This window comes from Mediterraneibacter gnavus ATCC 29149, from assembly GCF_008121495.1.
GTDB lineage: Bacteria > Bacillota > Clostridia > Lachnospirales > Lachnospiraceae > Mediterraneibacter > Mediterraneibacter gnavus.
Genome location: NZ_CP043051.1, coordinates 2,127,185 through 2,151,159 on the forward strand (window position 1 = coordinate 2,127,185; position 23,975 = coordinate 2,151,159).

A 23,975-nucleotide genomic window follows, 5' to 3' on the forward strand; every position below is an offset into this window, starting at 1 on the left:
CAGGCAATGAAAGGACATTTAGACGTAAAGCAGTTGGAAAGCTATAATAAAGCAGATTTGCAGGAACTGGCAAAGCAGCTGGGCGTAGATGCAGAGGGAACAAAGAAAGAAATTGCTGCACGCTGCGCAGCCGTCGAGGTAGACATACCAGACGACAGCGAGCTTACGGAAGAGGATAAAAAAGTAGCAGCCGAGGCAGCGGCAGAGGCAGCAGCCAAAGCCGAAGAGGAAAAGGCAGCGGCAGAGGCGGCAGCCAAAGCCGAAGAGGAAAAGGCAGCGGCAGAGGCGGCAGCCAAAGCCGAAGAGGAAAAGGCAGCGGCAGAGGCGGCAGCCAAAGCCGAAGAGGAAAAGGCAGCGGCAGAGGCGGCAGCCAAAGCCGAAGAGGAAAAGGCAGCGGCAGAGGCGGCAGCCAAAGCCGAAGAGGAAAAGGCAGCGGCAGAGGCAGTAGCCAAAGCCGAGGAAGAAAAGAAAGCAGCAGGGCTGGTAAAAGTGAAAGCAAAGCGCCGTTTTCTTGACAAGGAATTAAACCAGATTAAGGATACGGGGGATATTTACACAGTAAGCAGAGAGCGTGCAGCAGTTCTGGAAGAGGCAGGCGTAGCAGTAGTAATGACAGAGTAAGAAAGAGGGTGCAGGCTATGGCAGCAGATACCACAACATTAACCGAGAAGATGCGGGCGGCGCTGCGTATAAGCAGCACCAGTGAGAAAATCACAGAGGAAATAAACGACTGTATAGCCGCCTGCAAAATGGATTTGCAGGACGTAGGCGTAAAGAAACTGGATGAAACAGACGCACTGATTATTAGGGCAATTACCTTATACTGCAAGGCAGAGTTTGGCTATTCTGATAAATCAGAGCAGTTTTGGAAGTCTTACGAGTGCTTGAAAACTCATTTAAGCCTATCCAGTGAATACACAGGCGGCGAAACGCCGGACAGTACAGACGACGAGGTAAACGAGGAAGATATCAAGAACTTATTCGGATAGGAGAAACAGACAGAATGGCGATTAAAAGAGTAACTTATAATACGCTGTCTTATCTGGTAGCGGAAATTAAAGACCGCTACGCAGAGAAAAGCGCCATAGGAGCGCTGGGGGGGCTTGATAAGGTAGCGGTAGAAAATCTGGAAGACGATTTGAAAAAACTTATAAACGGCAAGGCAAATGCAGCCACCACGCTTGCGGGTTACGGCATCACAGACGGAATGACAGCAACGGAGATAGCAAGCGCTATTTCCACGGCGATTGCTGGAACAGACCACTTAAGCCGTGTAATGGTAGACAGTACGGCAGATATTAACGTAGCGGCAGACGGTGCAGAAAAGAAAATCTACATGGTAAAGAATACCGACGGAGAGGCAGGAAACCTTTACAGTGAGTACATGGTAATTGACGGAAAGCTGGAAAAGGTAGGCGACTGGAAAGTAGACTTAAGCAGCTATGCCAAGACCACAGAAGTAACGGCAGCCATTGCAAATGCGCTGACAGCATACGCCAAGACCGCAGACGTTACTAAGGCAATCAATGCAGCAGTAGCGGGGCTTATCCAGCTGGACGACTTAAGCGTAGCGTCTACGGGGGCAGGCAATGTAGTAACGGGGCTTGCGTATGACAACAAGACAGGAAAATTTACAGTAACCAAAGGACTTACTGCACTTACAGAGGCAGACTTTACAGAGATTACGCAGCAGGAAGTAAAAGCCATGTTTGCGTAAGTGAGGTACTGGTATGAGGTGGTTTAGCCTTGCCAGCTTAAAGGCGCTGGTATCAGAGATAACAGCCAGAGAAAACAGCAATATGCAGGCTGTAAATGATACGTTTTCAGAAGTCTACGACAATATGGAAACGCTGGACGGGCGCATAGATGCTTTAGAGCATAAAACCGACGCTGCATATCTGGGTAACTGTTATTGCGGTAGCGTCTATTTGGGCTATGTGTCCGAAACGGACACCTAAAGGAGTGGTAAAAAATGGACTGGATAGACGAGATAACGCTAATAAGCGAGGTAAGCGGAGAAAACAGGGTAAATAAAAACGGCTTTTCAGTAAAGCCGGAAGAAAGCGCCCGCACTGTATTCTGTAATAAAAAATCAGTAGGGTACAGTGAATATTTTAAAAGCCAGCAGACAGGAAAGCTGGTAGAGGCAAAGTACGAGGTACATAAGGCAGATTATGGCGGCGAGGACGTAGTAGAAGTAAACGGGCGGCGCTATTTTGTGCTTAAGACCTACGACACAGGGACAGACACCATAGAGCTTACGCTTACAGATTTACGCCACAGAAACGAGGTGTAAGCATGGGAGAATTTAATACAGTTGGGCTGGAAGATATTATAGACGCTTTCGGCAGGAGAGAAACCGCCACGGTTGAGGCAGTACCGAAAATGCTTAAGGCTGGCGCAGATGTGCTGATAGAGGCACAGAAAGCAGAGGCACAGGCAATGGGACTGAACGAAACGGGCGGTTTTATCAATTCCATAAAAGCCACGGACGTAAAGGGCGACGATACGGAGAAATACGTAGAGATATACCCGCAGGGACGGGCAGGGCATGGAAACGACAGGAAAGGAGATAAAAGCAAGGTGCGCTATGCAACAATCGGCTTTGTGGCAGAGTACGGCACAAGTAGCCACGCTGCACGCCCTTATATGACAGTGGCAAACGAAAAGGCGCACGAAAAGGTAGTAGAGGCACAGCGCAGTATATGGGAGAGTGAAACAGGCGAATGAGTATACAGGAGATTTTAGAAAGCGCAGGGTTGCCAGCCCAGAGAGGCGTTTACACTGGACGGGATAAGCCAGACGCATATTATACGTTTCTGCGGCTGCTGGGTACGCCTGCGGTAAATGCAGACGACGAAGAGAAAGAGCGCAGGGAAATGTATAGAGTTACGCTTTTCCATAAGGGCGATTTTGAGGCGCAGCTTGATAAGACAAAAGAGGTATTGAAAGCAGCAGGCGTTTATATCAACAGCATAGACGCAGAAAGCTACGAAACAGAAACGGGGTACTGGTTAGTACCTATCACAGTCGAGATTTTGAAAGAGGAGTGATTAAACAATGACACTGGGACTGAAAGATTTATATTACGCCGTATGCACAGAGGCAGACGGAGCAGAGAGCTACGGGACACCTAAGAAAATGGCAGAGGCAATGAGCGCCGATTTGTCCGTAAAGACAGCAGACGGCAGTTTGTATGCAGACGATACATTAAGCGAGAGCGTTACGGAGTTTGCAAGCGGAACACTTAAGCTGGGAATTAAAGATCTTACGCCGGAAGTGCTGGCAGAGCTGCTGGGGCAGGCAGTAGATAAGAATAGCGTAGTATGGGCGGGAAAAGAGGACGAGCCGCCGTACGTTGCTGTAGGGTTCAGAGCTAAGAAAACGGGCGGTAAATACCGTTACGTATGGCTGCTTAAAGCAAAATTTAAAGTGCCGTCTGAAAAGTACGAAACAAAGGGCGAGAGCATCAAGTTTAACACGCCGGATATTGAGGCATCTTTTACAACGAGAAAGAAAGATAATTTGTGGAAAGCTGATTTTGTGGGAACAGAGGAAAGCGCAGCGGCTAAGACGTGGTTTACAGCAGTGCCGGAAAAGGCAGCAGCAATGGAAAGTGTATAAAACAGGAAAGGAGAGAGGCGTAGCATGGGCTGCGCCTTAATTTTATATCATGGGAGCATTAAAGAGCGGGGCTTTTCCCGTAGAGCTGAACGGCAAAGAATATGGTTTACTTTTTTCACTGAACGCATTAGACGAAGTACAGGAAAAGTTTGGGAGCTACGACAAATTAAGTGAGGTATTCAATAAAGATAACCCAAACCTTTTTAAAGATACAAGGTGGTTACTTACGCTGCTTATTAACGAGGCACTTTTAGCAGAGGACGAAAACGCACAGCTACTGGAAGAGAAGAGGGTAGGCAGACTGATACACGCAGGAAATTTGCAGGAAGTACAGAACGCTATTTTTAAATCGTTCTACAGAGGAACAGCGGGAGACAACAGAGACGCAGAGAACGAAAACGACGGAGAAGAAACAACAGAAGAGGGAAACAGGGAAGCCGTGCAGGAAAATTAGATACTGCACGGCTTTTGTATATTGCAGTAGTGCTTTTGAGATACAGGGAACGTGAGGCGTGGAGAAAAACACCATACCAGATAACGACACTGTTTAAATATCACAAGGAATATAACCCGCACATTTTCCGACAGGAACAGGCGGGAACACCAGCAGCTACAGAAAACATGGACGATATAGACATAGCGTTAGGAGGCTTTTAATTATGGCAGATAAGACGCAGAACGTCAAAACAAGGTTAAGTTTTGACGGAGAGGCAGAGTATAAAGCAGCCTGCAAGGAAATTAACAGCACCCTTAAAGTACTTAATTCTGAAATGAAACTTGTAACGGCTGAATATAAGGACAATGCAAGCAGCGTAGATGCGCTGAAAGCAAAGCAGACGGTACTACAGAAAACATACGACGAGCAGGCAAAAAAGGTAAAAGAAACCGAGGCGGCTTTAGAAAAATGTCGAAAGGCAACAGGAGACAATAGCGAAGAAAGTAAAAAACTTGAAACCCAGTTAAATTACCAGAAAGCAGCGCTTGTAAAGACAGAGCAGGAATTAGGCAAAACGACTGACGAAATGGAAAAAGCAGAAAAAGCCGCTGACGAAATGGGAAAGGAAATAAAAGACAGCGGGGAACAGGCAGACGACGCAAAGGGAAAATTTTCTGGATTTACAAGCGTGCTAAGCGGAATGGGTACAGCGCTTAAAGCAGCAGCAGCGGCGACGGCGGCAGCAGTTGCGGGAGCGGCAACAGCCATAGGAGCGCTTACCACAAAAGCGATAGAGGGATACGCAGCACAGGAACAGCTTGTAGGCGGTGTAGAAACTCTTTTCAAAACGTCGTCTGATACGGTTGTTGGTTATGCAAACGACGCATATAAAACAGCCGGAATGTCTGCAAATGAGTACATGGAAACAGTTACCAGCTTTTCAGCGTCACTGCTTGCCAGTATGAATAATGATACGGCAGCGGCGGCAGAAAAGGCAAACGTGGCAATTACGGATATGTCAGACAATGCAAATAAAATGGGTACTGATATATCGCTTATACAGAACGCCTATAACGGTTTTGCAAAGCAGAATTATACCATGCTGGATAACTTAAAACTGGGATATGGCGGTACAAAAGAGGAAATGCAGCGACTGCTTGATGATGCAAGCAAGCTATCCGGCATTAAGTATGATATTTCATCATATTCAGACGTTGTAGACGCTATTCACGTCGTACAGACGGAAATGGGCATAACAGGGACAACGGCAAAAGAGGCAAGTACAACAATAGAGGGTTCGGTTAGTTCTATGAGTTCAGCGTGGGACAACTGGGTAGCTGGAATGGCAGACAGCGAGGCGAATTTCTCACAGCTTACAAGCAATCTGGTAGACAGTATTGTAACAGTGGTAGGGAATATAGCACCGAGGGTAATAGAAACAGTGCCGAGGCTGGTAAGCGGACTGGGAGAAATCGTAGAGCAGCTTGCAACGTATATACCACAGGTTATACAGGAGTTATTACCGCCTTTAATGAGCGGCGTACAGGACTTGCTTAATACGCTGGTTGGAATGCTGCCGGAAATGATAAGCATAATCGGGCAGATTATACCGACAATCATAGATACGCTGCTTACTATATTACCGCAGCTTTTAGAGGCAGGCGTACAGATTATTACGGAATTGGCGCAAGGTATCGCACAAGCGTTACCTACATTGCTGCCAACAATCGTAACGGTGGTTACGAACATTGTAACCATGCTGATAGAAAATATACCGTTGCTGATTACAGCAGCATTACAGCTGCTTACGGGGCTGGCACAGGGGCTGGTAGCAGCGCTGCCCGTTCTGATTGAGGCACTGCCGGAAATCATAACGGCTATCATAAATGCACTGGTTGAGGGCATACCGCTTATTATCGAAAGTGCGGGCGATATTATAGTTGCATTGATCGACGGAATCATAGATGCAATACCGCTTTTAATCGCAGCCATACCGCAGATTATAGCAGCCATTGTAACAGGGCTGATTACGGGGCTACCTAAGATTTTGACGGCGGCAGGCAAGCTGGTAACGACAATCATAAATAAAATAAAAGAGCTACCTACTCTGATACCGCAGGCAATCGCTGCGGGCGTTGAGAAAATAGCAGAGTGGGGCACAAATATGCAGGAAAAAGGCGGCACAGTTATAACAGATTTTGTAACGAAAGTTATAGATATCGTTAAGGAACTGCCGCAGAAAATCTGGAACAGTATAGTAAGCGCAGTAACCAGAGTGGCTACGTGGGGCGCAAATATGCAGACCAAAGCCAAAGAAGTAATGAACACAATGCTTACGAACATTGTAACGATTGTGAAAGAAACGCCTACTAAAATCTGGAACAGCATAGTAGGGGCAGTAACCAGAGTGGCTACGTGGGGCAACAATATGCTTACGAAAGCCAAAGAGGTAATGAATGCCATGGTAACAGGCGTTATTACGATCGTTAAGGAACTGCCGCAGAAAATCTGGAACAGCATAGTAGGGGCAGTAACCAGAGTGGCTACGTGGGGCAACAATATGCTTACGAAAGCCAAAGAGGTAATGAATGCCATGGTAACAGGCGTTATTACGATCGTTAAGGAACTGCCGCAGAAAATCTGGAACAGCATAGTAGGGGCAGTAACCAGAGTGGCTACGTGGGGCAACAATATGCTTACGAAAGCCAAAGAGGTAATGAATGCCATGGTAACGGGCATTGTTACGATTGTTAAGGAAATACCGCAAAAGATTTATAACAGCATTTCTGGTGCAATTACCAAAGTGGCTACATGGGGTACAGAAGTAAAGAACAAAGCCGTAGAGGGCATGAAAAATGTAATTACTGGAATAACAGACGTATTTAAGAATATTGGCAGTACGTTTGCTGGGTTCGGTAAAAACATGGTAGAGGGCATCTGGAACGGCATAAACGGAGCTACGCAGTGGATAAAGGACAAAATAAGCGGCTGGGTAGGCAATGTTACCGACTTCCTTAAGGATTTATTTGGAATTGCCAGCCCGTCTAAGCTGATGCGTGACGAAATCGGCGTATATCTGGCGCAGGGTATCGGCGTTGGCTTTTCTAATGAAATCGGCGGCGTTAAGAAAATGATTGAGGACAGCGTACCGCAGGAGTTTGACGTAGACGCAAAGGTAAATGTAGGCAATGAATTTAAGTATGATAACGACGACAAAAAGCCAAAGCCGAGAGGTGGCGGCAGTGCAGCAGGCGGCGTAGTTGTCAATCAGTATATTTATGCGAATACCACGGACTATGCAAAACAGCAGAAAGAGGCAGCCCGACAGTTCAGAATGATAGCAAGGACGGTGTAACACATGGAAAATGAAAAACTGACTTACATAAATTCAAGGGGCGAGCGGTTAGAGCTGGGAGTAGACAGCGTATATCATTGCAATATAAGTAAAGACGTAGAGGGCATTTCCGGCGTTACGAGCGTCATTTACAGCACAAACAGCATGGGACAGCACGGCGACACCTACGTAGGGCAGCGTATCGAGGCGAGGGACATAGACGTAGTGGGACATATCAACACACGGGACAAGGCGCAGGCATTGGAACTGCGCCGCCGTATGCTTAAGATATTTAACCCAGAGCTTAGCGCTACGCTGGTGTATGAGTACGGCGGCTTTAAGCGTGTGATTGATTGCAGGGCGTATGGAGAGCCTAAGATACTAAAGAAAGAGGTACTTTATGAGTTTGATTTACAAATAGAGTGCCTTAACCCGTTCTGGCGGGAAGAGGAAGAAACAAAAGAGGATATAGCAAGCTGGGTGGCTGCGTGGCATTTCCCTTGCGTTATCGAAAAGGACAGCACAAAGAGCATGATATACGGATACCGAGCGGAAAGCGTAATAGTGGACTGCTACAACGAGGGCGACGTATCAACAGGAATGAGGATAAGGTTTACAGCACTGGGGACAGTTTCAAACCCGATACTGCTTAATGTGGATACCGAGGAATTTATACAGATTAACGCCACTATGAAAACGGGCGACGTGATAGAGATTAACACGAAGTACGGCAGCAAGGGCGCTAAGCTGATAAGGGACGGCGTAGAAACCGACTATTTCCGCTACATTGATGTAGACAGTACATTTATGCAGCTTGCCATAGGCGACAATATGTTTAGGTATGATGCAGCCAGCGGCGTAAATTCTCTGGAAGTATCCATATTCTATAGCAAGGAATTTTTAGGAGTGTGACGGTATGGAACTTAGAGTATTCGACAAGACAGCACAGCCGCTGGGAGCTATAGACGAGCTGGCAAGCCTGCTATGGCATACAAAGTATTTTGACGTAGGAACTTTTAGCCTGCTTGCGCCGATTACGGACAATAACAGCCGTTTGCTGGTAGAGGGTAACTTAATAACCAAGCACGACGGAAAAAAGGAAGTAAAGACCGCTGACGGCGGCGTATGGCGCAGGGCAGCGCAGATAACCTACGTACACATTACCAAAGACGAGAACGGCTTAGAGCAGTTAGAGGCACAAGGCTATATGCTTAGCTGGTGGCTTAATAAGCGCTGCATTTATCCGCAGATTGTGGCGACAGGTACAAACCAGTATCTTATAAACCTTATGGTAAAGAACAACTGCGGCAGCGCAGCAGGAACAAAGCGGCGTTTTCCATTGCTTACATTTCTGGCGCAGGAAACCATAGACGGCGTGGCGGTTGAATATGCAAACGAGGCATACGCACAACTGGGGCAGGAAGTAAAGGCAAGGGCGCAGGCTGGAAAGCTGGGCTATGACATTCTGCTTAACGAAAGAGAGAGACTGTTTGGCTTTTATCTGTATAAGGGCAATGACCTTACAGCCACAAATACCGAGGGTAACACACCCTGCATATTTTCAAGAGATTTTGATAATGTCAACGAGCAGGAATATACAGCCAGTATAGAGAACTGCGGCAACTTTATTTATGTGCAGGGAGCAGCTGACGACGACGGCAGCCAGCCAGTAACCACAGTGGACGGCGAGGGCGCAACGGGGCTGGATTTGGTAGAGGTATTCTGCGACGCTACGGACATTGCCAGAAAGTACCAGCAAGGGGAAACAGAGGTAACAATACCGCTGAATACCTATATTGCAATGCTGAAAACGAGAGGCAGCGCAGAGCTGGAAAACTACGGCAAGAACATAAATTTTGTAAGTACCATAAATACAAATTCAAACTTGAAATTTAAGGCTGATTTTGATTTAGGCGACCGTATTACTTGCAAAGAAACCAAGTGGGGCATACAGATAGATGCACGTATTACAGAAGTAACAGAAACATACCAGAAAGGCGAGGAAACCATAGAGGCGACTTTTGGCGACAGCCTGCCGACGCTGGTAGACCAGATTAGGAAAGTGAGGTAGCAGAAATGGCAAACAGCTTACCGTTTAATGCCGTGGCAGTAGACGGAGAGTACGACAGGGTATATAAAGCCGAGGATTGGGCGTGGTACTTTGCTACTTTCATTGCAAACGGCATTTTTCCAAAGCCGAGCGACGGGCTACAGGTGGTAGCTTACAGCGGCATGGAAATAAGAGTAAATGCAGGCTATGCCTTTATAAACGGCTACGCCTTTAGAAATCCTGCAACGCTTAGCGTAACACTGGATACGGCAGAGGGAGCGCTTAACAGGGTGGACAGGGTAGTAGTTCGCTGGGATTTGCCGCAAAGAGATATGTATATTGCGGTGCTGAAAGGCACACCGTCTGCAAAGCCGACAGCAACGGCAGTAACCCGCACTACGGAAATATGGGAGCTTGCACTTGCAGATATTTACGTAGGCAAGGGCGTAACAAGGATACAGACGCAGAATATCACAGACCAGCGGTTTAATAGCGCAGTCTGTGGCATTGTGACGGGAACGGTGGAAGAGATAGACGCAAGCGTGCTTACAAAGCAGTTTACGGACTTTTTCAACACCTACAGCGCAGCCGTGCTGGACGAGTTCAGCGCATATAAGCAGAGTATGGAAAAGTACCTTACAGAGATTGCGGGCGTATATGACAGCTACGTAAGCAAGACAGAGGGTTTATTTGCGCAGTATGAGAGCCAGTTTAACGAAAGATACAGCAGTTTTGAAAGTACACTTGATAACTGGGACAATGAGCTTTTAAGCGCCTATACAGACTTTATGGCAAAAATTAAGCTATTCCAGTCGGACGCTGAAAACGAATTTAACACATGGTTTGAGAGCATCAAGGACAAGCTGGGCGGGGACATAGCAGGCAGCCTGCAACTGCAAATTGAAGAGCTGGCAGCAGCCATGCAGGAAGTGAAAGAGCAGGCAGAGGCAGGCACGAAAGAAACCAAAGAGGCAATAGCAGCGCTGGACGAGCGGCTTAAGAGGGTAGAAAGCGGCTGGGGCATTGACTATAAGCATGACGCTGTACTGGGATTGTGCTACATGGGTGCAGCATATATGAGCCAGCATTACGAAAGAACAGAAGAAACGGCAGTATTAGGGGCTACCTACGTGGGTAATTCCTATCTTGCAAATACATTTTAGAAAGGCGGCAGACTATGAAAGGGTTTCCAAAGGTATTAAAGACAAAAGAGGACTATTACAACTGCCTTGCTATGGTAGCAAGCGGAGAACTGGCAGCAGCAGACTTGCTGGCAAAAATCGAGAGCGCAGAGAACCAGCGCTATATTGAGTGCGGCGTAGCAGCTGTAGAGGAAGAGAAAAAGGCGGTTACGGTATATTACTGCGACGAGGCAGCAGTAGGCATGAAGTTTGTAGCGGGCAGCGTATCCGGCACGGTGCAGGGAGTAACACATATCCAGACTGACGAGGCAGCGGCAGCAGGAGAGGCAGGAAACGACAGAACAGCCCTCACGCTTTCCAAAGCAGTAAAAGCGGGCTGCACGGTAATTGCGCTGGAACGCACAGACACCGTGGCAGGAATGACAACAGACGACATTGCAGCACTGAAAGGAGTATTAAAGCAGTATGAGTAGATTATTAGTGGACGACGTTACAAAGACAGACGCAAGGGCGCTTTTGAATGTAAATAAAATGGCTACAATCAGCGATATTGTAGCACCGAGCAACGAGTACATTTACGCCAGCGGAGCAAATGAGCTGACCGTAGTAGAGGGCTGCGTAATTGCCGTGGGTGGCGCTGGAATTTTCAAGACAGCAAATACCATTCTTACGGCTGCTAATCTGGACGCAGGCAGCGCTTTTGCGGTAGGTAAGGACTATTACGTATATATCTGCGACAGCAGAATTGACAGCGCAGACGAGAAATACGTAATTTCCCTTAACTCTACATACCCGACAGGCTGGAACGCTACAAACAGCCGTAAAATCGGCGGCTTTCATTATGGACGCTGCCGCAAGGTGGACAGCAATTTACAGCCGCTTAATGGCAGCAGTGTTATTTTTGGCACTGGCTGGGAAAGTGCAGTAAGCAACGGCATTGTACCACGTTCTGTATGGACACTGGGACACCGCCCGAAATGCAGCCCAGAGGGTATGGTATATTTAGGCGGCGGCACATGGGTAGATATTTACCTTAATTCTGACGACGGAGCAAAGGGCTTAAAATCAGAGTACGGCTGCGCACCTATGACGGGTACAGAAAGCATGAACTGGTACAACTTTGTAGAACGTCTGGCAAAGAGCGGTAAGCGCCTGCCGAACTATGCGGAGTTTTGCGCTTATGCTTTTGGCAGCCCTGCCGGACTGGATAACGCAAATACAAACGCATGGAGCGCCACCAGCAATACAGGCAGAGGCGTAACGGGCAGCGTAGTAAATGCCGTTTCTTCCGTGGGCGTTGTAGATACCGTGGGGCGTGTATGGGAATGGCTGGACGAGCTTATTACAAGAGCGGAACACGCAACAAATGCAGACTACCACGCAAGCGTAGCGTGGGGATGGGACAAGAAAAGCCCATTGAATACAGGCGAGAAGTCTTACGACGTTGGTAACATTTACCAGTATTACGCATATTCTCTGGCGGCGCTGATAGCGGGCGGCTACTGGTACGATGGGGCGAATTGCGGCGCTCGTGCCGTGGTTTGCGACGTTTACCCGTGGAGTGTCTCTGCGAACGTTGGCGCTCGTGGGGCGTGTGACTCTCTGTAGACGGCGGGCGAAAGCCCAGCCGGATAAACGGGGGTAAGGCATGGACATACAGACAAAAACAGATATTATACACCAGAAAATATACGATTTTCTGCTATATATCTATCCTTTACTTGCAAAGTATCCAAAGTTTGAAAAATTCAGTTTACAGACGGCGACCAGAAACGCAATTCTTGAAATGCTGCAAGAGGTTATAAAGTGGGATAAGACGGCGACGAAAAGCCACTTATACACGGTAGATACGGCATTGCAGGAAAGTAAAGAATTGCTGCGGCTGGCGCATGATTTGGAATATAGCGCCATGAACGCACGGCACTACGGCGAGAGCTGCCGCAAGCTGAAAGAAATAGGCGTTATGCTGGGCGAAATGATAGAAGAGGTAAAGACCAGAAAATAGCAGGATATGGGGCAGCTGCTTACTTACAGCCTCTGGCGGCGCTGATAGCGGGCGGCAACTGGAACAATGGGGCGAATTGCGGCGCTCGTGCCGTGAATTGCAACAATTACCCGTGGAATGTCAATACGAACATTGGCGCTCGTGGGGCGTGTGACTTAGTGAGAACATTACAGGCACAGAGTTCTACGGAATACTGGCAAGGACTTAGAAAGGGATAAGACCGAGTGTTTAATATCCTATAGTCAGAGCGGCTGTCCCGCCGTGAGGCAAAGAGAAAAAATACGGCTGCTGGTTAGTAGCTACGGCGAAAGGCAGGAGCTTAATACTTGAAGAGAGTAGGATACATTACCGATAAGGACGGGCGGCACATTACGCTTTTAGAGGCTATGGGCGACTACGGAAACGTACAGAAAGCATATAACAAAGCCAGAAAGTGTAAGCGCCACAGAAAAGACGTACTGATTTTTACGAAAGATAAAGAGGAAAATTTAGACAAGGTGCGGGAAGATATTCTAAACCTTGCCTATGAGCCGAGCGAATACCATTACTTTAAGGTGTACGAACCGAAAGAGCGGCAGATAATGGCACTGCCGTTCTATGACAGGGTGGTACAGCACGCCATAAACAACGTGTTAGAGCCTATATTTGATAAGCGGTTTATATCGCAGTCTTACGCCTGCCGGAAAGGTAAAGGTATGCACGCTGCATCTGATACGCTAAAAGAGTGACTGTATGAGTGGAACAAATACCACCCAGACCAGCCACTTTATGCTATCAAGGCAGATATACACCACTATTTCCAGAGCATAGACCATGCGGTATTAAAGACTGAAATACGTAAGGTTATAAAAGACGCTGGGGTACTGGCATTGCTGGACAGGATAATAGACCACAACGGCAATATGCCGGACGGCGTAGGGATACCAGTGGGAAACCTTACCAGTCAGTTATTTGCAAATATCTATCTGGACGCATTAGACCAGTTTATTAAGCATGAGCTGGGCGTAGAGGCGTACATACGCTATATGGACGACTTTGTAATATTAAGCCCAGACAAGGAACAGCTGCGCAGCTGGCTTGCACGGATAGAGCAATTCTTACGGGAAGAGCTTAAGTTAGAGTTTAACCCGAAAACTACCATACTGGCAGCAAAGAACGGTATAGACTTTGTAGGCTACAAACACAGGGCGACGCACAGGAAAGTACGAAAGGACAGCATAAAGCGTATAAAGCGTACTATCAAGAAGTGCGAGAGCGGGAAAATCACAAAAGAACAGTTACAAAAGAGTATACAGAGCTGGACGGGACACGCAGGACACGCCGACAGCTATAACCTACGAAAGAAAATAGAAACGCTGGCAGAGGCAGCCATAGAAAAGGCTGCTTAAGCGGCAAAATGCAGGAGCGAGTACATGAGTAGCAATTTATTAAGGGTGGTACAGGAACAACAGGAAACCATAGAAAAGCAAAGCAGGCTTATTGCTGATTTAATAGCCACTCTGGAAAGCTGGGAGCAGACAGCGGGCTACGACGGCGAAGAGCTGAAAGAGCGGGCAGAAAATTTGCAATTAAGAGAAAGGCAGGATTTATGAACATGACTATTACAGAATTTATTGAGGCGGCGGCACATAACAAAATTATCCAGCTGGTAGTATTGGCGATTGTGTGCGACACGGTTTTTGGCGTGCTGCGTGCAATCAAAGAAAAGAAATTTAACAGCTGCGCAGGAATTGACGGGGCTATCAGAAAAGTAGGTATGCTTATTTCTCTGGTATTCATGCTGGCAATCGACGTACTGATTAAGATTAACTTAATCGGATTTATACCGGAGCAGGCACGTACATATTTAGGGCTTGACACCGTGGGCGTGGCTGAATTTTTCGCATTGCTTTACATTGCCTATGAGGTAGTGAGTATTTTTAAGAATATGGCATTATGTGGGTTGCCCGTAAAAAAGGTATGGGAAAAGGTACGGGAGTTTTTAGCAAAGTATACGGACGAGCTGCCGGACACAGACGAACTGGACGGGGACAGCACCACAGGCAGCGTAGAGGAACACAGGACACAGGAAAGATAAGGATAATAAGGACATAGCAGCAAAGAGCGCTTGCGGGACACCGCAGGCGCTTATTTTGTATGCGGAAAGGCGGGAAACATGAAAATTAACAGAATGATAAGCGGGTACAATTTCAACAAGGGCAGCATTTCCAGAATTAAGTATATTGTTATCCATTACGTAGGCGCACTGGGCGGCGCAGAGGATAACTGCCGCTATTATGGCGGCGGCAATAGAAATGCGTCGGCGCATTACTTTGTAGGATTTAACGGCGAGGTATGGCAGTGCGTAGAGGACGCTAATATAGCGTGGCATTGCGGAGCGTCGAGCTATAAGCACGCAGAGTGCCGGAACGCTAATAGTATCGGTATTGAAATGTGCGTAAGGAAGAAAAACACAAAGAGCATGGGCGCAACAGATAAAGACTGGTATTTTGAGGACGCAACAGTAGAGGCAGCGGCAGAGCTTACCCGTTACCTTATGAATAAATACGGCGTGCCTGCATCTCATGTAATCAGACATTACGACGTAACGGGCAAGATTTGCCCTAACCCGTATGTATATAACACCAGCGCCCACACATGGGACGAGTTTAAGCGTAAAATCAGCGGACAGGCAGAAACACCGCAGGGCAGCAATGAAAAAATAATCTGGAATTTTCTTACAGGCAAGGGCTTAAATGCTTATGCCGTGGCTGGTATTATGGGTAATCTGTATGCTGAAAGCGGGCTTATGCCGAACAACTTACAGAACACCTATAACAATAAGCTGGGTAAGACGGACGCAGAATATACAGCGGCGGTGGATAATGGCAGTTATGGCAATTTTGTAAAGGACAGTGCAGGCTATGGGCTGGCGCAGTGGACGTATTGGAGCAGAAAGCAGGCGCTGCTTAATCATGCAAAACAGGCGGGCGTATCCATTGCAGACCTTAATATGCAGCTGGGCTTTTTATGGGAAGAATTACAGGGCTACACAGTAGTAATGGACGCACTGAAAAAGGCAGGCAGCGTGCGTGCTGCATCTGATGCCGTTCTTACTGGATATGAAAAGCCAGCAGACCAGAGCGAAACAGTAAAGAAAAAGCGTGCAGAGTACGGCGAGGGATACTATAAAAAGTATGCAGCCGGAAACGGCACAAAATATTACAGAGTGCGCAAGAGCTGGACGGACGCAGCAAGCCAGCTGGGGGCGTTTACGTCGCTGGAAAATGCAAAGAGCGCTTGCAAGGCAGGCTATACTGTATATGATGATAACGGCAAGGCAGTATATACCGCAGCGGGGCAGCAGGCAAGCGCAGGCGTTCCGTTTAGCGTACAGGTGGATATTTTAGACCTTAATATCAGAACGGGAGCAGGCACAAACTATGCAAAGACAGGAGAAACCACAGGAAAGGGAGTATTTACCATTATGGAAGTGAAAGCCGGACAGGGCGCAAGTGCTGGCTGGGGACGCTTGAAGAGTGGCGCAGGCTGGATTAGCTTAGATTATGCCACAAGATTAGCTTAAGTTTTCGAGGGTGGGCGGTTCGCTGTCTGCCCTCTATTTTTTTTACAATTTTATAGGATTTTCTACATAAAAGCGTTGACAATATACCAAAGTTGGTATATAATAAAATCATGGAAAGGAGATAAGAACAAATAAGAGGCAAAGCCACTGGAAAGGAGAAACGGCACAATGGGTAAGAAAAAGAAACAAAAGAAAAAGCCTATCGAATGGCGAGACCTGACAATCAACGCATTGATAGACTTAATCATAGGCATAATACTTATCATAATTGGTAAGTACATAGGTTAGGGCGAAAGCCCTAACCGACAGGCGGGCGATAAGCCCGCCGCCTATAAGAAATATAACACAAACCCACAGCCGAGTAAAGAGTATGCTTTTGAAATTAGGAGTATTTTTAGTAGCAGTAGGACTTGTAAAGCTGCTTATTGCTTTCATTTTGAGAGCAAAAGAAAAGAGAGGTAAGGCATGAATTTAGGCGAGAACATAAGAAAAGCACGGAAAGCGGCGGGCGTTTCACAGTCGGAACTTGCGGAACGCCTGCAAGTCCACCAGAAAGATATAAGCAGGTGGGAGAATGGGGCGCACGCACCGACAATAGAAATGTTTGCGAAAATATGCAGAGAGCTTAACGCCTCTGCTGATGAAATTTTAGAATTGAAGTAGATACGAAAGCGAGGGCTTACTATGACAAAGAAAAAGGTAATTTTATTGGTAGTGGCTGCATTATTTGCAGTAAGTGGCTTAACGGCGCTGCCGTCTGGAAATATAACAGGTGGGGTGGGCTGCATTGTGGTTGCGGCAGTATGTGCCTATTTTGGACTGAAAAAGAAAAGCGCAGGAAAAGAAAACGAAAACAGAACGCCTGCGCCTGCCGCTGCATCTGGTGGCAGAGTTTTAGATACAATCAGAACGAAAGTAGTAGGCGTGACGTTCAATAATGAGGACGGAGAAAACAGGCAGGATATTTTAAGCAGAATGTCCGGCAGTGAAGATATTACAGTAGAAAAGTATACATACAACGGAGAGCCTGCCGCATACGTAAAGTGGGGCGATAAGGTAATAGGCAATCTATCGGCAGAGCTGGCGGGGGACTTAGCGAGAAAGTACCCGAAAGCCCGCTACACCGCAGAAATACTGGAAATTTCTGGGGGGGGGGGGGTACAGACGTTCGGGTGCAATATAGAGCTTGACGTAATCGAGGACGCAACGCCCAGCGTAAGCCAGCATACGGGAGAAACTACAGTATATGTAGACCGTAGCAACAAAAAATACCATAGTAAGCCTAACTGTTCGGGAATGAAAAACCCAAAGAGCATACCGCTAAGCCAAGCAAAGAAGAAATACACCGCTTGTAAAAAGTGTTGTAAATAGGTAAAGGCATAAGCCGCAGACTTGTAAAAGAGTTTGCGGCTTTTCGTCGTATATGGGGAAAGAACAGGAACGAAAGAGAGGTAGCAGAAATGGCGAATAAGAAAGGCAGCCGACAGCTGACATGGACAGACCGTATAAGTATTGAGGCATTGAAAAAAGCAGGGCATAGCGTGATAGAGATAGCAGAACAGCTGGGCGTACACCGCAGCACTATATACAATGAGCTTAAGAGAGGGGAATATATGCACAGAAATAGCGACTATACAGAAACATTAAGTTATAGCCCAAACAAGGCACAAATGAAAGCAGAGGAAAATTTAAAGGCAAGGGGTACACAACTTAAAATAGGAAACGATATTGCATACGCTAATTATATAGAGGATAAAATAGTAAATGAAGATTACAGCCCAGCTGCGGTACTGGGAGAATTGAAAGCACAGGGGAAAGAGGGGGACTTTTCCGTAACAGTATGCGTAACGACCTTATACAGCTATATTGATAAGGGTATTTTCCTTAAGCTGTCTAATAAGAATTTGCCAGTAAAGAAGAATAAGAAGAGAAATTATAAGAAAGTACAGAGGCAACAGAAAAGGGCGGCAGCAGGAGAGAGTATAGACAAACGCCCGAAAGAGATAGATACACGGGAAGAGTTCGGAAACTGGGAAATGGACAGCGTTTTAGGTAAGCGGGGAAAGTCAAAAAATACCTTGCTGGTACTGACAGAGCGGAAAACCAGAAACGAGATTATATTTAAACTGCCAGACCATACAGACGAGGCAGTAGTAGCGGCACTGGATAGATTAGAAAGAAAATGGGGCGCTGATATGTTTAAGCGGGTATTTAAGACAATCACAGTAGACAACGGCAGCGAGTTTGCAGATGCAGAGGGCTTACAGCGTTCTATTATCAACGAGGGAGAAAAGCGGACAAAGGTATATTACTGCCACCCTTATAGTAGCTGGGAACGTGGCACGAATGAGGTAACAAATAAGATGATACGCCGGAAGATACCGAAAGGCACAAATTTTGACGACAGGACAGAGGAAGAGGTAGAGAGTATAGAGAACTGGATAAACGGATACCCACGCAAAATACATGGCTACCATTCAGCGGGGGAATTATTCAAGGAAGAGGTAAAGCAGCTTGCATAACAACGGATACAGGGAGCGTGAGAGGCTGGCAGCAGTGGCAGCCTTACTACTGCGCTGTCTAAAAGTGAAAATACACAATAAAACAGGCTGCGTATTGTGCAAAACGGCAAAACGATAAAAACATGAAAAAATGTCGAATTTAATGTTGACATTTTTAAACAAGAGGAAATTGCAACAATTTCATTGAAAATTCGTGAATTGTATGATAACATGAGGGTGTCTATTGAATAGGAACGAGTTGTATATACAATTAAGTCTGGAGGAGACGGATGAGCGTACAGTTATTAGATAAGACAAGAAAAATAAATAAATTATTGCATAATAATAATTCCAGCAAAGTGGTGTTTAATGATATTTGTGCTGTCCTCACAGAGATCCTGAACTCCAATGTCCTGGTAGTCAGTAAAAAAGGAAAGATCCTCGGAGTCAGCAAAAGTGCGCATGTAGATGCAATCAATGAACTGATTGTAGAGTCTGTGGGAGCGCATATCGATGAGATGCTCAATGAGCGTCTGCTCAATGTACTTTCTACCAAAGAGAATGTGAATTTGGAGACACTTGGTTTTTCATCGGAAAAAGTGCAGGGATATCAGGCAATTATCGTCCCCATTGATATTGCGGGAGAACGCCTTGGAACACTCTTTATTTATAAGCAGAATGAGTTGTATTCCATTGATGATATCATCTTAAGTGAGTATGGGACAGCAGTTGTCGGACTGGAGATGCTCCGGTCTGTGAATGAGGAGAGTGCAGAGGAGACGAGAAAGGAACATATCGTACAGTCAGCGATCAGCACACTTTCATTCTCTGAACTGGAGGCGATCATTCATATTTTTGAAGAGTTGGATGGAACAGAGGGAATTCTGGTGGCAAGCAAGATTGCAGACCGTGTAGGAATCACAAGATCCGTGATCGTCAATGCACTTCGAAAATTTGAGAGTGCCGGAGTGATCGAATCCCGTTCCTCCGGAATGAAGGGAACATACATTAAGGTGTTGAATGACTATGTCTTTACCGAATTGGAAAAGATCAAAAAAGAACGTTTGTAAAAATCGTACAGAAGATAAAAGGGTATCAGCAAGCTGATGCCCTTTCTCTGACTACAGGTAAGAAGAGCAGGAGGAAAAGAACATGTATGAAGGCAATGCAGTAGATCTTCAGATGGAGAAAGTGATCGCGGCAGATGCGATCCTGGATGATGAGACACATCACTGTCAGGTTTTTCGTTATGATATGGAAGAGGATTACATATACTTACAATTAAAGGAGGACGATCTGACAGCAATCTCGCTGGATGCAAAGTATCAGTGCTATATTTCCACAAGGACAGAGCTTTTGTTCTGCACGGGCGTGGTACAGGAGCGATATCAGTGTGAACACGGGAAAATTTTGGTCTTTCATATTGAGAATGGATTCTATACAATTTCGGATATGAAAGGACCTGTAAAAAGAAAATAAACTAAATATAAAATTTTTGAATCTCTGTTGACAAATAGAAAACAGAGTGCTATTTTATATTCATGAGGTTTAGCACTCGATATGAACGAGTGCTAATAACGTATAAAATAAGGAGGATTTACCATGAAATTAGTACCATTAGGCGATAAAATCGTATTAAAGCAATTAGAAGCAGAAGAGACAACAAAGTCAGGAATCGTTTTGCCTGGTCAGGCAAAAGAAAAACCACAGGAAGCAGAGGTAATTGCAGTCGGACCTGGTGGAATGGTAGACGGGAAAGAAGTGACAATGCAGGTAGCTGTAGGAGATAAAGTAATCTATTCCAAATATGCAGGAACAGATGTAGAGCTGGATGGAGAAGAGTACATTATCGTAAAACAGAATGATATCCTTGCAGTTGTAAAATAGAAGAAAGAGACAATTTTTTGGAAACAGTCAACAGACGAAGTATAACAGGAGTGTGAATGAAAATGGCAAAGGAAATTAAATATGGAGCAGAGGCAAGAGCCGCTCTGGAAAAAGGTGTAAACCAGCTTGCAGATACTGTAAGAGTAACTTTGGGACCAAAAGGAAGAAACGTTGTTCTGGATAAATCGTTCGGAACACCATTGATCACAAATGACGGTGTGACGATCGCAAAAGAAATCGAACTGGAAGATGGATTTGAAAATATGGGAGCACAGCTCATCCGTGAAGTTGCAGCGAAGACAAACGATGTGGCCGGAGACGGAACAACAACAGCGACTGTTCTGGCACAGGCAATGGTAAATGAAGGAATGAAGAACCTTGCAGCAGGAGCAAACCCGATCGTACTGCGTAAAGGTATGAAAAAAGCGACAGATGCAGCAGTGGAAGCAATTGCAAATATGAGCCGTCAGGTAACAGGAAAAGACCAGATCGCAAAAGTTGCAGCAGTATCTTCCGGTGATGAAGCGGTTGGAAATATGGTTGCAGATGCAATGGAGAAAGTTTCCAAAGATGGTGTTATCACGATCGAAGAATCCAAGACAATGCAGACAGAGCTGGATCTGGTAGAAGGTATGCAGTTTGACCGCGGATATATTTCTGCATATATGGCGACAGATATGGAGAAGATGGAAGCAGTTCTGGATGATCCGTACATCCTGATCACAGATAAGAAGATTTCCAATATTCAGGATCTCCTTCCATTGCTGGAGCAGATCGTACAGTCAGGAGCAAGACTTCTGATCATTGCAGAGGATATTGAAGGAGAAGCTCTTACAACTCTGATCGTAAACAAACTGCGCGGAACATTTAATGTTGTTGCAGTAAAAGCTCCTGGATACGGAGATAGAAGAAAAGAAATGCTCAATGATATTGCAATCCTGACAGGCGGACAGGTAATTTCCGATGAACTTGGAATGGACCTGAAAGAAGCAACAATGGACCTGCTCGGACGTGCAAAATCTGTAAAAGTTCAGAAAGAGAACACAGTCATTGTTGACGGATGCGGAGATAAGAAAGCAATCGAAGACAGAGTGGCTCAGATCAAAAAACAGATCGAGGAGACAACATCTGAATTTGACAGAGAAAAATTACAGGAAAGACTTGCAAAACTGGCAGGCGGTGTTGCAGTGATTCGTGTGGGAGCAGCGACAGAAACTGAGATGAAAGAAGCAAAACTGCGTATGGAAGATGCACTCAATGCGACAAGAGCAGCAGTAGAGGAAGGTATCATCGCAGGCGGTGGATCTGCATATATCCATGCTTCTAAAGAAGTTGCAAAACTTGCAGAGACTCTGGAAGGTGATGAGAAGACAGGTGCGAATATCATCCTGAAAGCTCTGGAGGCTCCATTGTTCCATATTGCAACAAATGCAGGTCTGGAAGGTGCAGTGATCATCAATAAAGTAAGAGAATCAGAACCTGGAGTCGGATTTGATGCTTACAAAGAAGAATATGTAGATATGGTAAGTGAAGGAATTCTGGATCCTGCCAAAGTGACAAGAAGCGCACTGCAGAATGCAAACAGTGTTGCATCTACTCTGCTGACAACAGAATCTGTTGTTTCTACGATTAAAGAAGAGACACCGGCAATGCCGGCAGCACCTGGTGGAATGGGAATGATGTAATGATAAGAGGTTTCCCGGATATCTGTTTTGATACAGATACCCGGGGCTCTTTTTTTATTTTCGGGATTTCGGCAGTAATAGACAAAAGAATTATAGAAAAACTGAGAAATTATGTAAAAATTATGAATGAGACATTATCTATAAGTATTGCTTAATAATGGGAGTTAAAATAAATCAGGATAAAAATAAATTGTAAGTGGGAATAGGCTTGACAAGTGGTGGGAATTTTTGTACCATAACAGATAATCTATGGACATACATATTAGAGAAAGAGAGGAAATAAATCATGGGAAAAATAATCGGAGAAGGTATTACATTTGACGATGTCCTGTTAGTACCGGCATATTCACAGGTCATTCCAAATCAGGTGGACTTATCCACATATCTGACAAAGACGATTAAACTGAACATTCCGATGATGAGTGCTGGTATGGATACAGTTACTGAGCACCGCATGGCGATCGCCATGGCACGTCAGGGAGGAATCGGTATCATTCATAAAAACATGACGATCGAGCAGCAGGCAGAAGAGGTAGACAAAGTAAAGAGATCAGAGAATGGGGTTATCACAGATCCGTTTTCTCTTTCTCCGGATCATACACTGGCGGACGCCAATGATCTGATGGCAAAATTCAGAATTTCCGGAGTGCCGATCACAGAAGGGAAAAAGCTGGTTGGAATTATTACAAACCGTGATTTGAAATTTGAGGAAGATTTCTCTAAGAAAATAAAAGAATCCATGACTTCAGAAGGGCTGATCACAGCACCGGAAGGAATCACACTGGAAGATGCAAAGAAGATCCTTGCAAAGGCAAGAAAAGAAAAACTTCCGATCGTGGACAAAGATGGAAATTTAAAAGGTCTGATCACGATCAAAGACATTGAGAAACAGATCAAATATCCACTGTCAGCGAAAGACGGTCAGGGAAGACTTCTCTGCGGAGCGGCGATCGGAATCACAGCAAACTGTCTGGAGCGTGTAGAGGCGCTGGTGAATGCGAAGGTAGACGTGATCGTGATGGACTCTGCACATGGACATTCTGAGAATGTTCTGCGCACAGTGCGTATGGTCAAAGAAAAATATCCAAATCTTCCGGTCATTGCAGGAAATGTTGCTACAGGGGAGGCGACAAGAGCCTTGATCGAAGCCGGTGTGGATGCCGTAAAAGTTGGTATCGGACCTGGATCAATCTGTACGACTCGTGTGGTTGCAGGTATCGGTGTACCACAGGTAACAGCTGTTATGGACTGCTATGCAGTGGCAAAAGAGTACGGAATTCCGGTTATCGCAGACGGTGGTATCAAGTATTCCGGAGATATGACAAAGGCGATTGCAGCAGGAGCGAATGTTTGTATGATGGGAAGTATCTTTGCCGGATGTGACGAGAGCCCGGGAACATTTGAATTATACCAGGGAAGAAAATACAAAGTATACCGTGGTATGGGATCTATCGCAGCTATGGAAAACGGAAGCAAGGATCGTTACTTCCAGGCAGATGCAAAGAAATTAGTTCCGGAAGGTGTGGAAGGACGTGTTGCATACAAAGGAACAGTAGAAGATACCGTATTCCAGCTCATGGGAGGCCTCCGTGCAGGAATGGGATACTGCGGAACTGCAAATATTGAGGCACTGAAAGAGAACGGACAGTTTGTTAAGATTTCAGCTGCATCCTTGAAAGAAAGTCATCCACATGACATTCATATTACAAAAGAAGCACCTAACTACAGTGTAGATGAATAAAGTGA

At 45.9% G+C, this 23,975-nt stretch carries 29 protein-coding genes; all 29 read left to right on the top strand.

The features are described 5' to 3' along the window. The first annotated feature begins 6 nt into the window (after positions 1-6). The 29 genes from FXV78_RS10410 (at position 7) to guaB (ending at position 23,970) form a co-directional block, all read left to right on the top strand. The gene (locus FXV78_RS10410; RefSeq protein ID WP_004843022.1) at positions 7-621 is read left to right on the top strand and encodes a hypothetical protein; all 615 of its coding nucleotides are present in this window, start codon (positions 7-9) and stop codon (positions 619-621) included. 17 nt (positions 622-638) lie between these two features. After that, positions 639-989, top strand: a complete 351-nt coding sequence (locus FXV78_RS10415; protein ID WP_003023345.1) for a phage head-tail connector protein — start codon at positions 639-641, stop codon at positions 987-989. Between the two features lie 14 nt (positions 990-1,003). Further along, positions 1,004-1,717 (top strand): hypothetical protein, encoded by a 714-nt coding sequence (locus tag FXV78_RS10420; RefSeq protein ID WP_003023344.1) that lies wholly within the window; start codon positions 1,004-1,006, stop codon positions 1,715-1,717. A 13-nt stretch (positions 1,718-1,730) separates the two neighbouring features. Further along, on the top strand, positions 1,731-1,958 hold the full coding sequence (locus FXV78_RS10425) for a hypothetical protein (protein WP_003023341.1): 228 nt from the start codon (positions 1,731-1,733) through the stop codon (positions 1,956-1,958). Between the two features lie 14 nt (positions 1,959-1,972). Next, the gene (locus FXV78_RS10430) at positions 1,973-2,296 is read left to right on the top strand and encodes a hypothetical protein (protein ID WP_003023338.1); all 324 of its coding nucleotides are present in this window, start codon (positions 1,973-1,975) and stop codon (positions 2,294-2,296) included. 2 nt (positions 2,297-2,298) lie between these two features. Continuing rightward, positions 2,299-2,730: a hypothetical protein gene (locus tag FXV78_RS10435; RefSeq protein WP_003023335.1), complete on the top strand. Its 432-nt coding sequence runs from the start codon at positions 2,299-2,301 to the stop codon at positions 2,728-2,730. Continuing rightward, positions 2,727-3,053, top strand: coding sequence for a hypothetical protein (locus tag FXV78_RS10440; protein WP_002591274.1), 327 nt, complete (start codon positions 2,727-2,729; stop codon positions 3,051-3,053). Before FXV78_RS10435 ends, FXV78_RS10440 begins: the two co-directional genes overlap by 4 nt. Positions 3,054-3,060: 7 nt before the next feature. Continuing rightward, complete coding sequence (locus FXV78_RS10445; RefSeq protein WP_002591275.1) at positions 3,061-3,624, top strand: major tail protein; 564 nt, start codon at positions 3,061-3,063, stop codon at positions 3,622-3,624. 49 nt (positions 3,625-3,673) lie between these two features. After that, the gene (locus FXV78_RS10450) at positions 3,674-4,078 is read left to right on the top strand and encodes a hypothetical protein (RefSeq protein WP_003023331.1); all 405 of its coding nucleotides are present in this window, start codon (positions 3,674-3,676) and stop codon (positions 4,076-4,078) included. Positions 4,079-4,283: 205 nt separating this feature from the next. Then, positions 4,284-7,415: a phage tail protein gene (locus tag FXV78_RS10455; protein WP_004843024.1), complete on the top strand. Its 3,132-nt coding sequence runs from the start codon at positions 4,284-4,286 to the stop codon at positions 7,413-7,415. 3 nt (positions 7,416-7,418) lie between these two features. Further along, positions 7,419-8,306 carry a phage tail family protein gene (locus tag FXV78_RS10460; protein WP_003023324.1) on the top strand — a complete coding sequence of 296 codons (888 nt, stop codon included), beginning with the start codon at positions 7,419-7,421 and terminating at the stop codon, positions 8,304-8,306. Positions 8,307-8,310: 4 nt separating this feature from the next. Then, positions 8,311-9,465 (top strand): siphovirus ReqiPepy6 Gp37-like family protein, encoded by a 1,155-nt coding sequence (locus tag FXV78_RS10465; protein ID WP_003023321.1) that lies wholly within the window; start codon positions 8,311-8,313, stop codon positions 9,463-9,465. Positions 9,466-9,470: 5 nt separating this feature from the next. Beyond that, on the top strand, positions 9,471-10,607 hold the full coding sequence (locus FXV78_RS10470; RefSeq protein ID WP_003023320.1) for a hypothetical protein: 1,137 nt from the start codon (positions 9,471-9,473) through the stop codon (positions 10,605-10,607). A 14-nt stretch (positions 10,608-10,621) separates the two neighbouring features. Beyond that, positions 10,622-11,059 (top strand): hypothetical protein, encoded by a 438-nt coding sequence (locus FXV78_RS10475; protein ID WP_003023317.1) that lies wholly within the window; start codon positions 10,622-10,624, stop codon positions 11,057-11,059. Then, a complete protein-coding gene (locus FXV78_RS10480) occupies positions 11,052-12,194 on the top strand; it encodes a phage major tropism determinant (protein ID WP_004843025.1) in 1,143 nt (380 codons plus the stop codon). Before FXV78_RS10475 ends, FXV78_RS10480 begins: the two co-directional genes overlap by 8 nt. A 40-nt stretch (positions 12,195-12,234) precedes the next feature. Beyond that, entirely contained in the window at positions 12,235-12,591 is a 357-nt protein-coding gene (gene avd, locus FXV78_RS10485; protein WP_003023311.1) for a diversity-generating retroelement protein Avd, read from the top strand. Positions 12,592-12,917: 326 nt separating this feature from the next. Next, positions 12,918-13,319 (top strand): reverse transcriptase family protein, encoded by a 402-nt coding sequence (locus FXV78_RS18260; protein ID WP_003023306.1) that lies wholly within the window; start codon positions 12,918-12,920, stop codon positions 13,317-13,319. Between the two features lie 45 nt (positions 13,320-13,364). Further along, positions 13,365-13,979 (top strand): RNA-directed DNA polymerase, encoded by a 615-nt coding sequence (locus FXV78_RS18265; RefSeq protein ID WP_465220340.1) that lies wholly within the window; start codon positions 13,365-13,367, stop codon positions 13,977-13,979. A 24-nt stretch (positions 13,980-14,003) separates the two neighbouring features. Next, positions 14,004-14,183 (top strand): hypothetical protein, encoded by a 180-nt coding sequence (locus FXV78_RS10495; protein ID WP_003023298.1) that lies wholly within the window; start codon positions 14,004-14,006, stop codon positions 14,181-14,183. Then, positions 14,180-14,668: a phage holin family protein gene (locus FXV78_RS10500; protein ID WP_003023294.1), complete on the top strand. Its 489-nt coding sequence runs from the start codon at positions 14,180-14,182 to the stop codon at positions 14,666-14,668. The genes FXV78_RS10495 and FXV78_RS10500 overlap by 4 nt, the downstream gene beginning before the upstream one ends. Positions 14,669-14,746: 78 nt before the next feature. After that, positions 14,747-16,156, top strand: coding sequence for a phage tail tip lysozyme (locus tag FXV78_RS10505; protein WP_003023292.1), 1,410 nt, complete (start codon positions 14,747-14,749; stop codon positions 16,154-16,156). Positions 16,157-16,621: 465 nt separating this feature from the next. Next, positions 16,622-16,819 (top strand): helix-turn-helix domain-containing protein, encoded by a 198-nt coding sequence (locus tag FXV78_RS10510; RefSeq protein WP_003023288.1) that lies wholly within the window; start codon positions 16,622-16,624, stop codon positions 16,817-16,819. A 21-nt stretch (positions 16,820-16,840) separates the two neighbouring features. Continuing rightward, the gene (locus FXV78_RS10515) at positions 16,841-17,527 is read left to right on the top strand and encodes a hypothetical protein (RefSeq protein WP_243133486.1); all 687 of its coding nucleotides are present in this window, start codon (positions 16,841-16,843) and stop codon (positions 17,525-17,527) included. A gap of 89 nt (positions 17,528-17,616) precedes the next feature. Continuing rightward, positions 17,617-18,678 (top strand): IS30 family transposase, encoded by a 1,062-nt coding sequence (locus FXV78_RS10520; protein WP_003023284.1) that lies wholly within the window; start codon positions 17,617-17,619, stop codon positions 18,676-18,678. A gap of 269 nt (positions 18,679-18,947) precedes the next feature. Then, positions 18,948-19,727 (top strand): GTP-sensing pleiotropic transcriptional regulator CodY, encoded by a 780-nt coding sequence (gene codY / locus FXV78_RS10525; RefSeq protein WP_004843029.1) that lies wholly within the window; start codon positions 18,948-18,950, stop codon positions 19,725-19,727. An 82-nt stretch (positions 19,728-19,809) separates the two neighbouring features. Continuing rightward, positions 19,810-20,136: a hypothetical protein gene (locus FXV78_RS10530; RefSeq protein WP_004843030.1), complete on the top strand. Its 327-nt coding sequence runs from the start codon at positions 19,810-19,812 to the stop codon at positions 20,134-20,136. A 123-nt stretch (positions 20,137-20,259) separates the two neighbouring features. After that, entirely contained in the window at positions 20,260-20,544 is a 285-nt protein-coding gene (locus FXV78_RS10535; protein WP_004843031.1) for a co-chaperone GroES, read from the top strand. 62 nt (positions 20,545-20,606) lie between these two features. Continuing rightward, positions 20,607-22,229: a chaperonin GroEL gene (groL, locus tag FXV78_RS10540; RefSeq protein WP_024853031.1), complete on the top strand. Its 1,623-nt coding sequence runs from the start codon at positions 20,607-20,609 to the stop codon at positions 22,227-22,229. A 286-nt stretch (positions 22,230-22,515) separates the two neighbouring features. Continuing rightward, a complete protein-coding gene (gene guaB, locus FXV78_RS10545) occupies positions 22,516-23,970 on the top strand; it encodes an IMP dehydrogenase (protein WP_004843034.1) in 1,455 nt (484 codons plus the stop codon). Positions 23,971-23,975 lie beyond the last annotated feature (5 nt).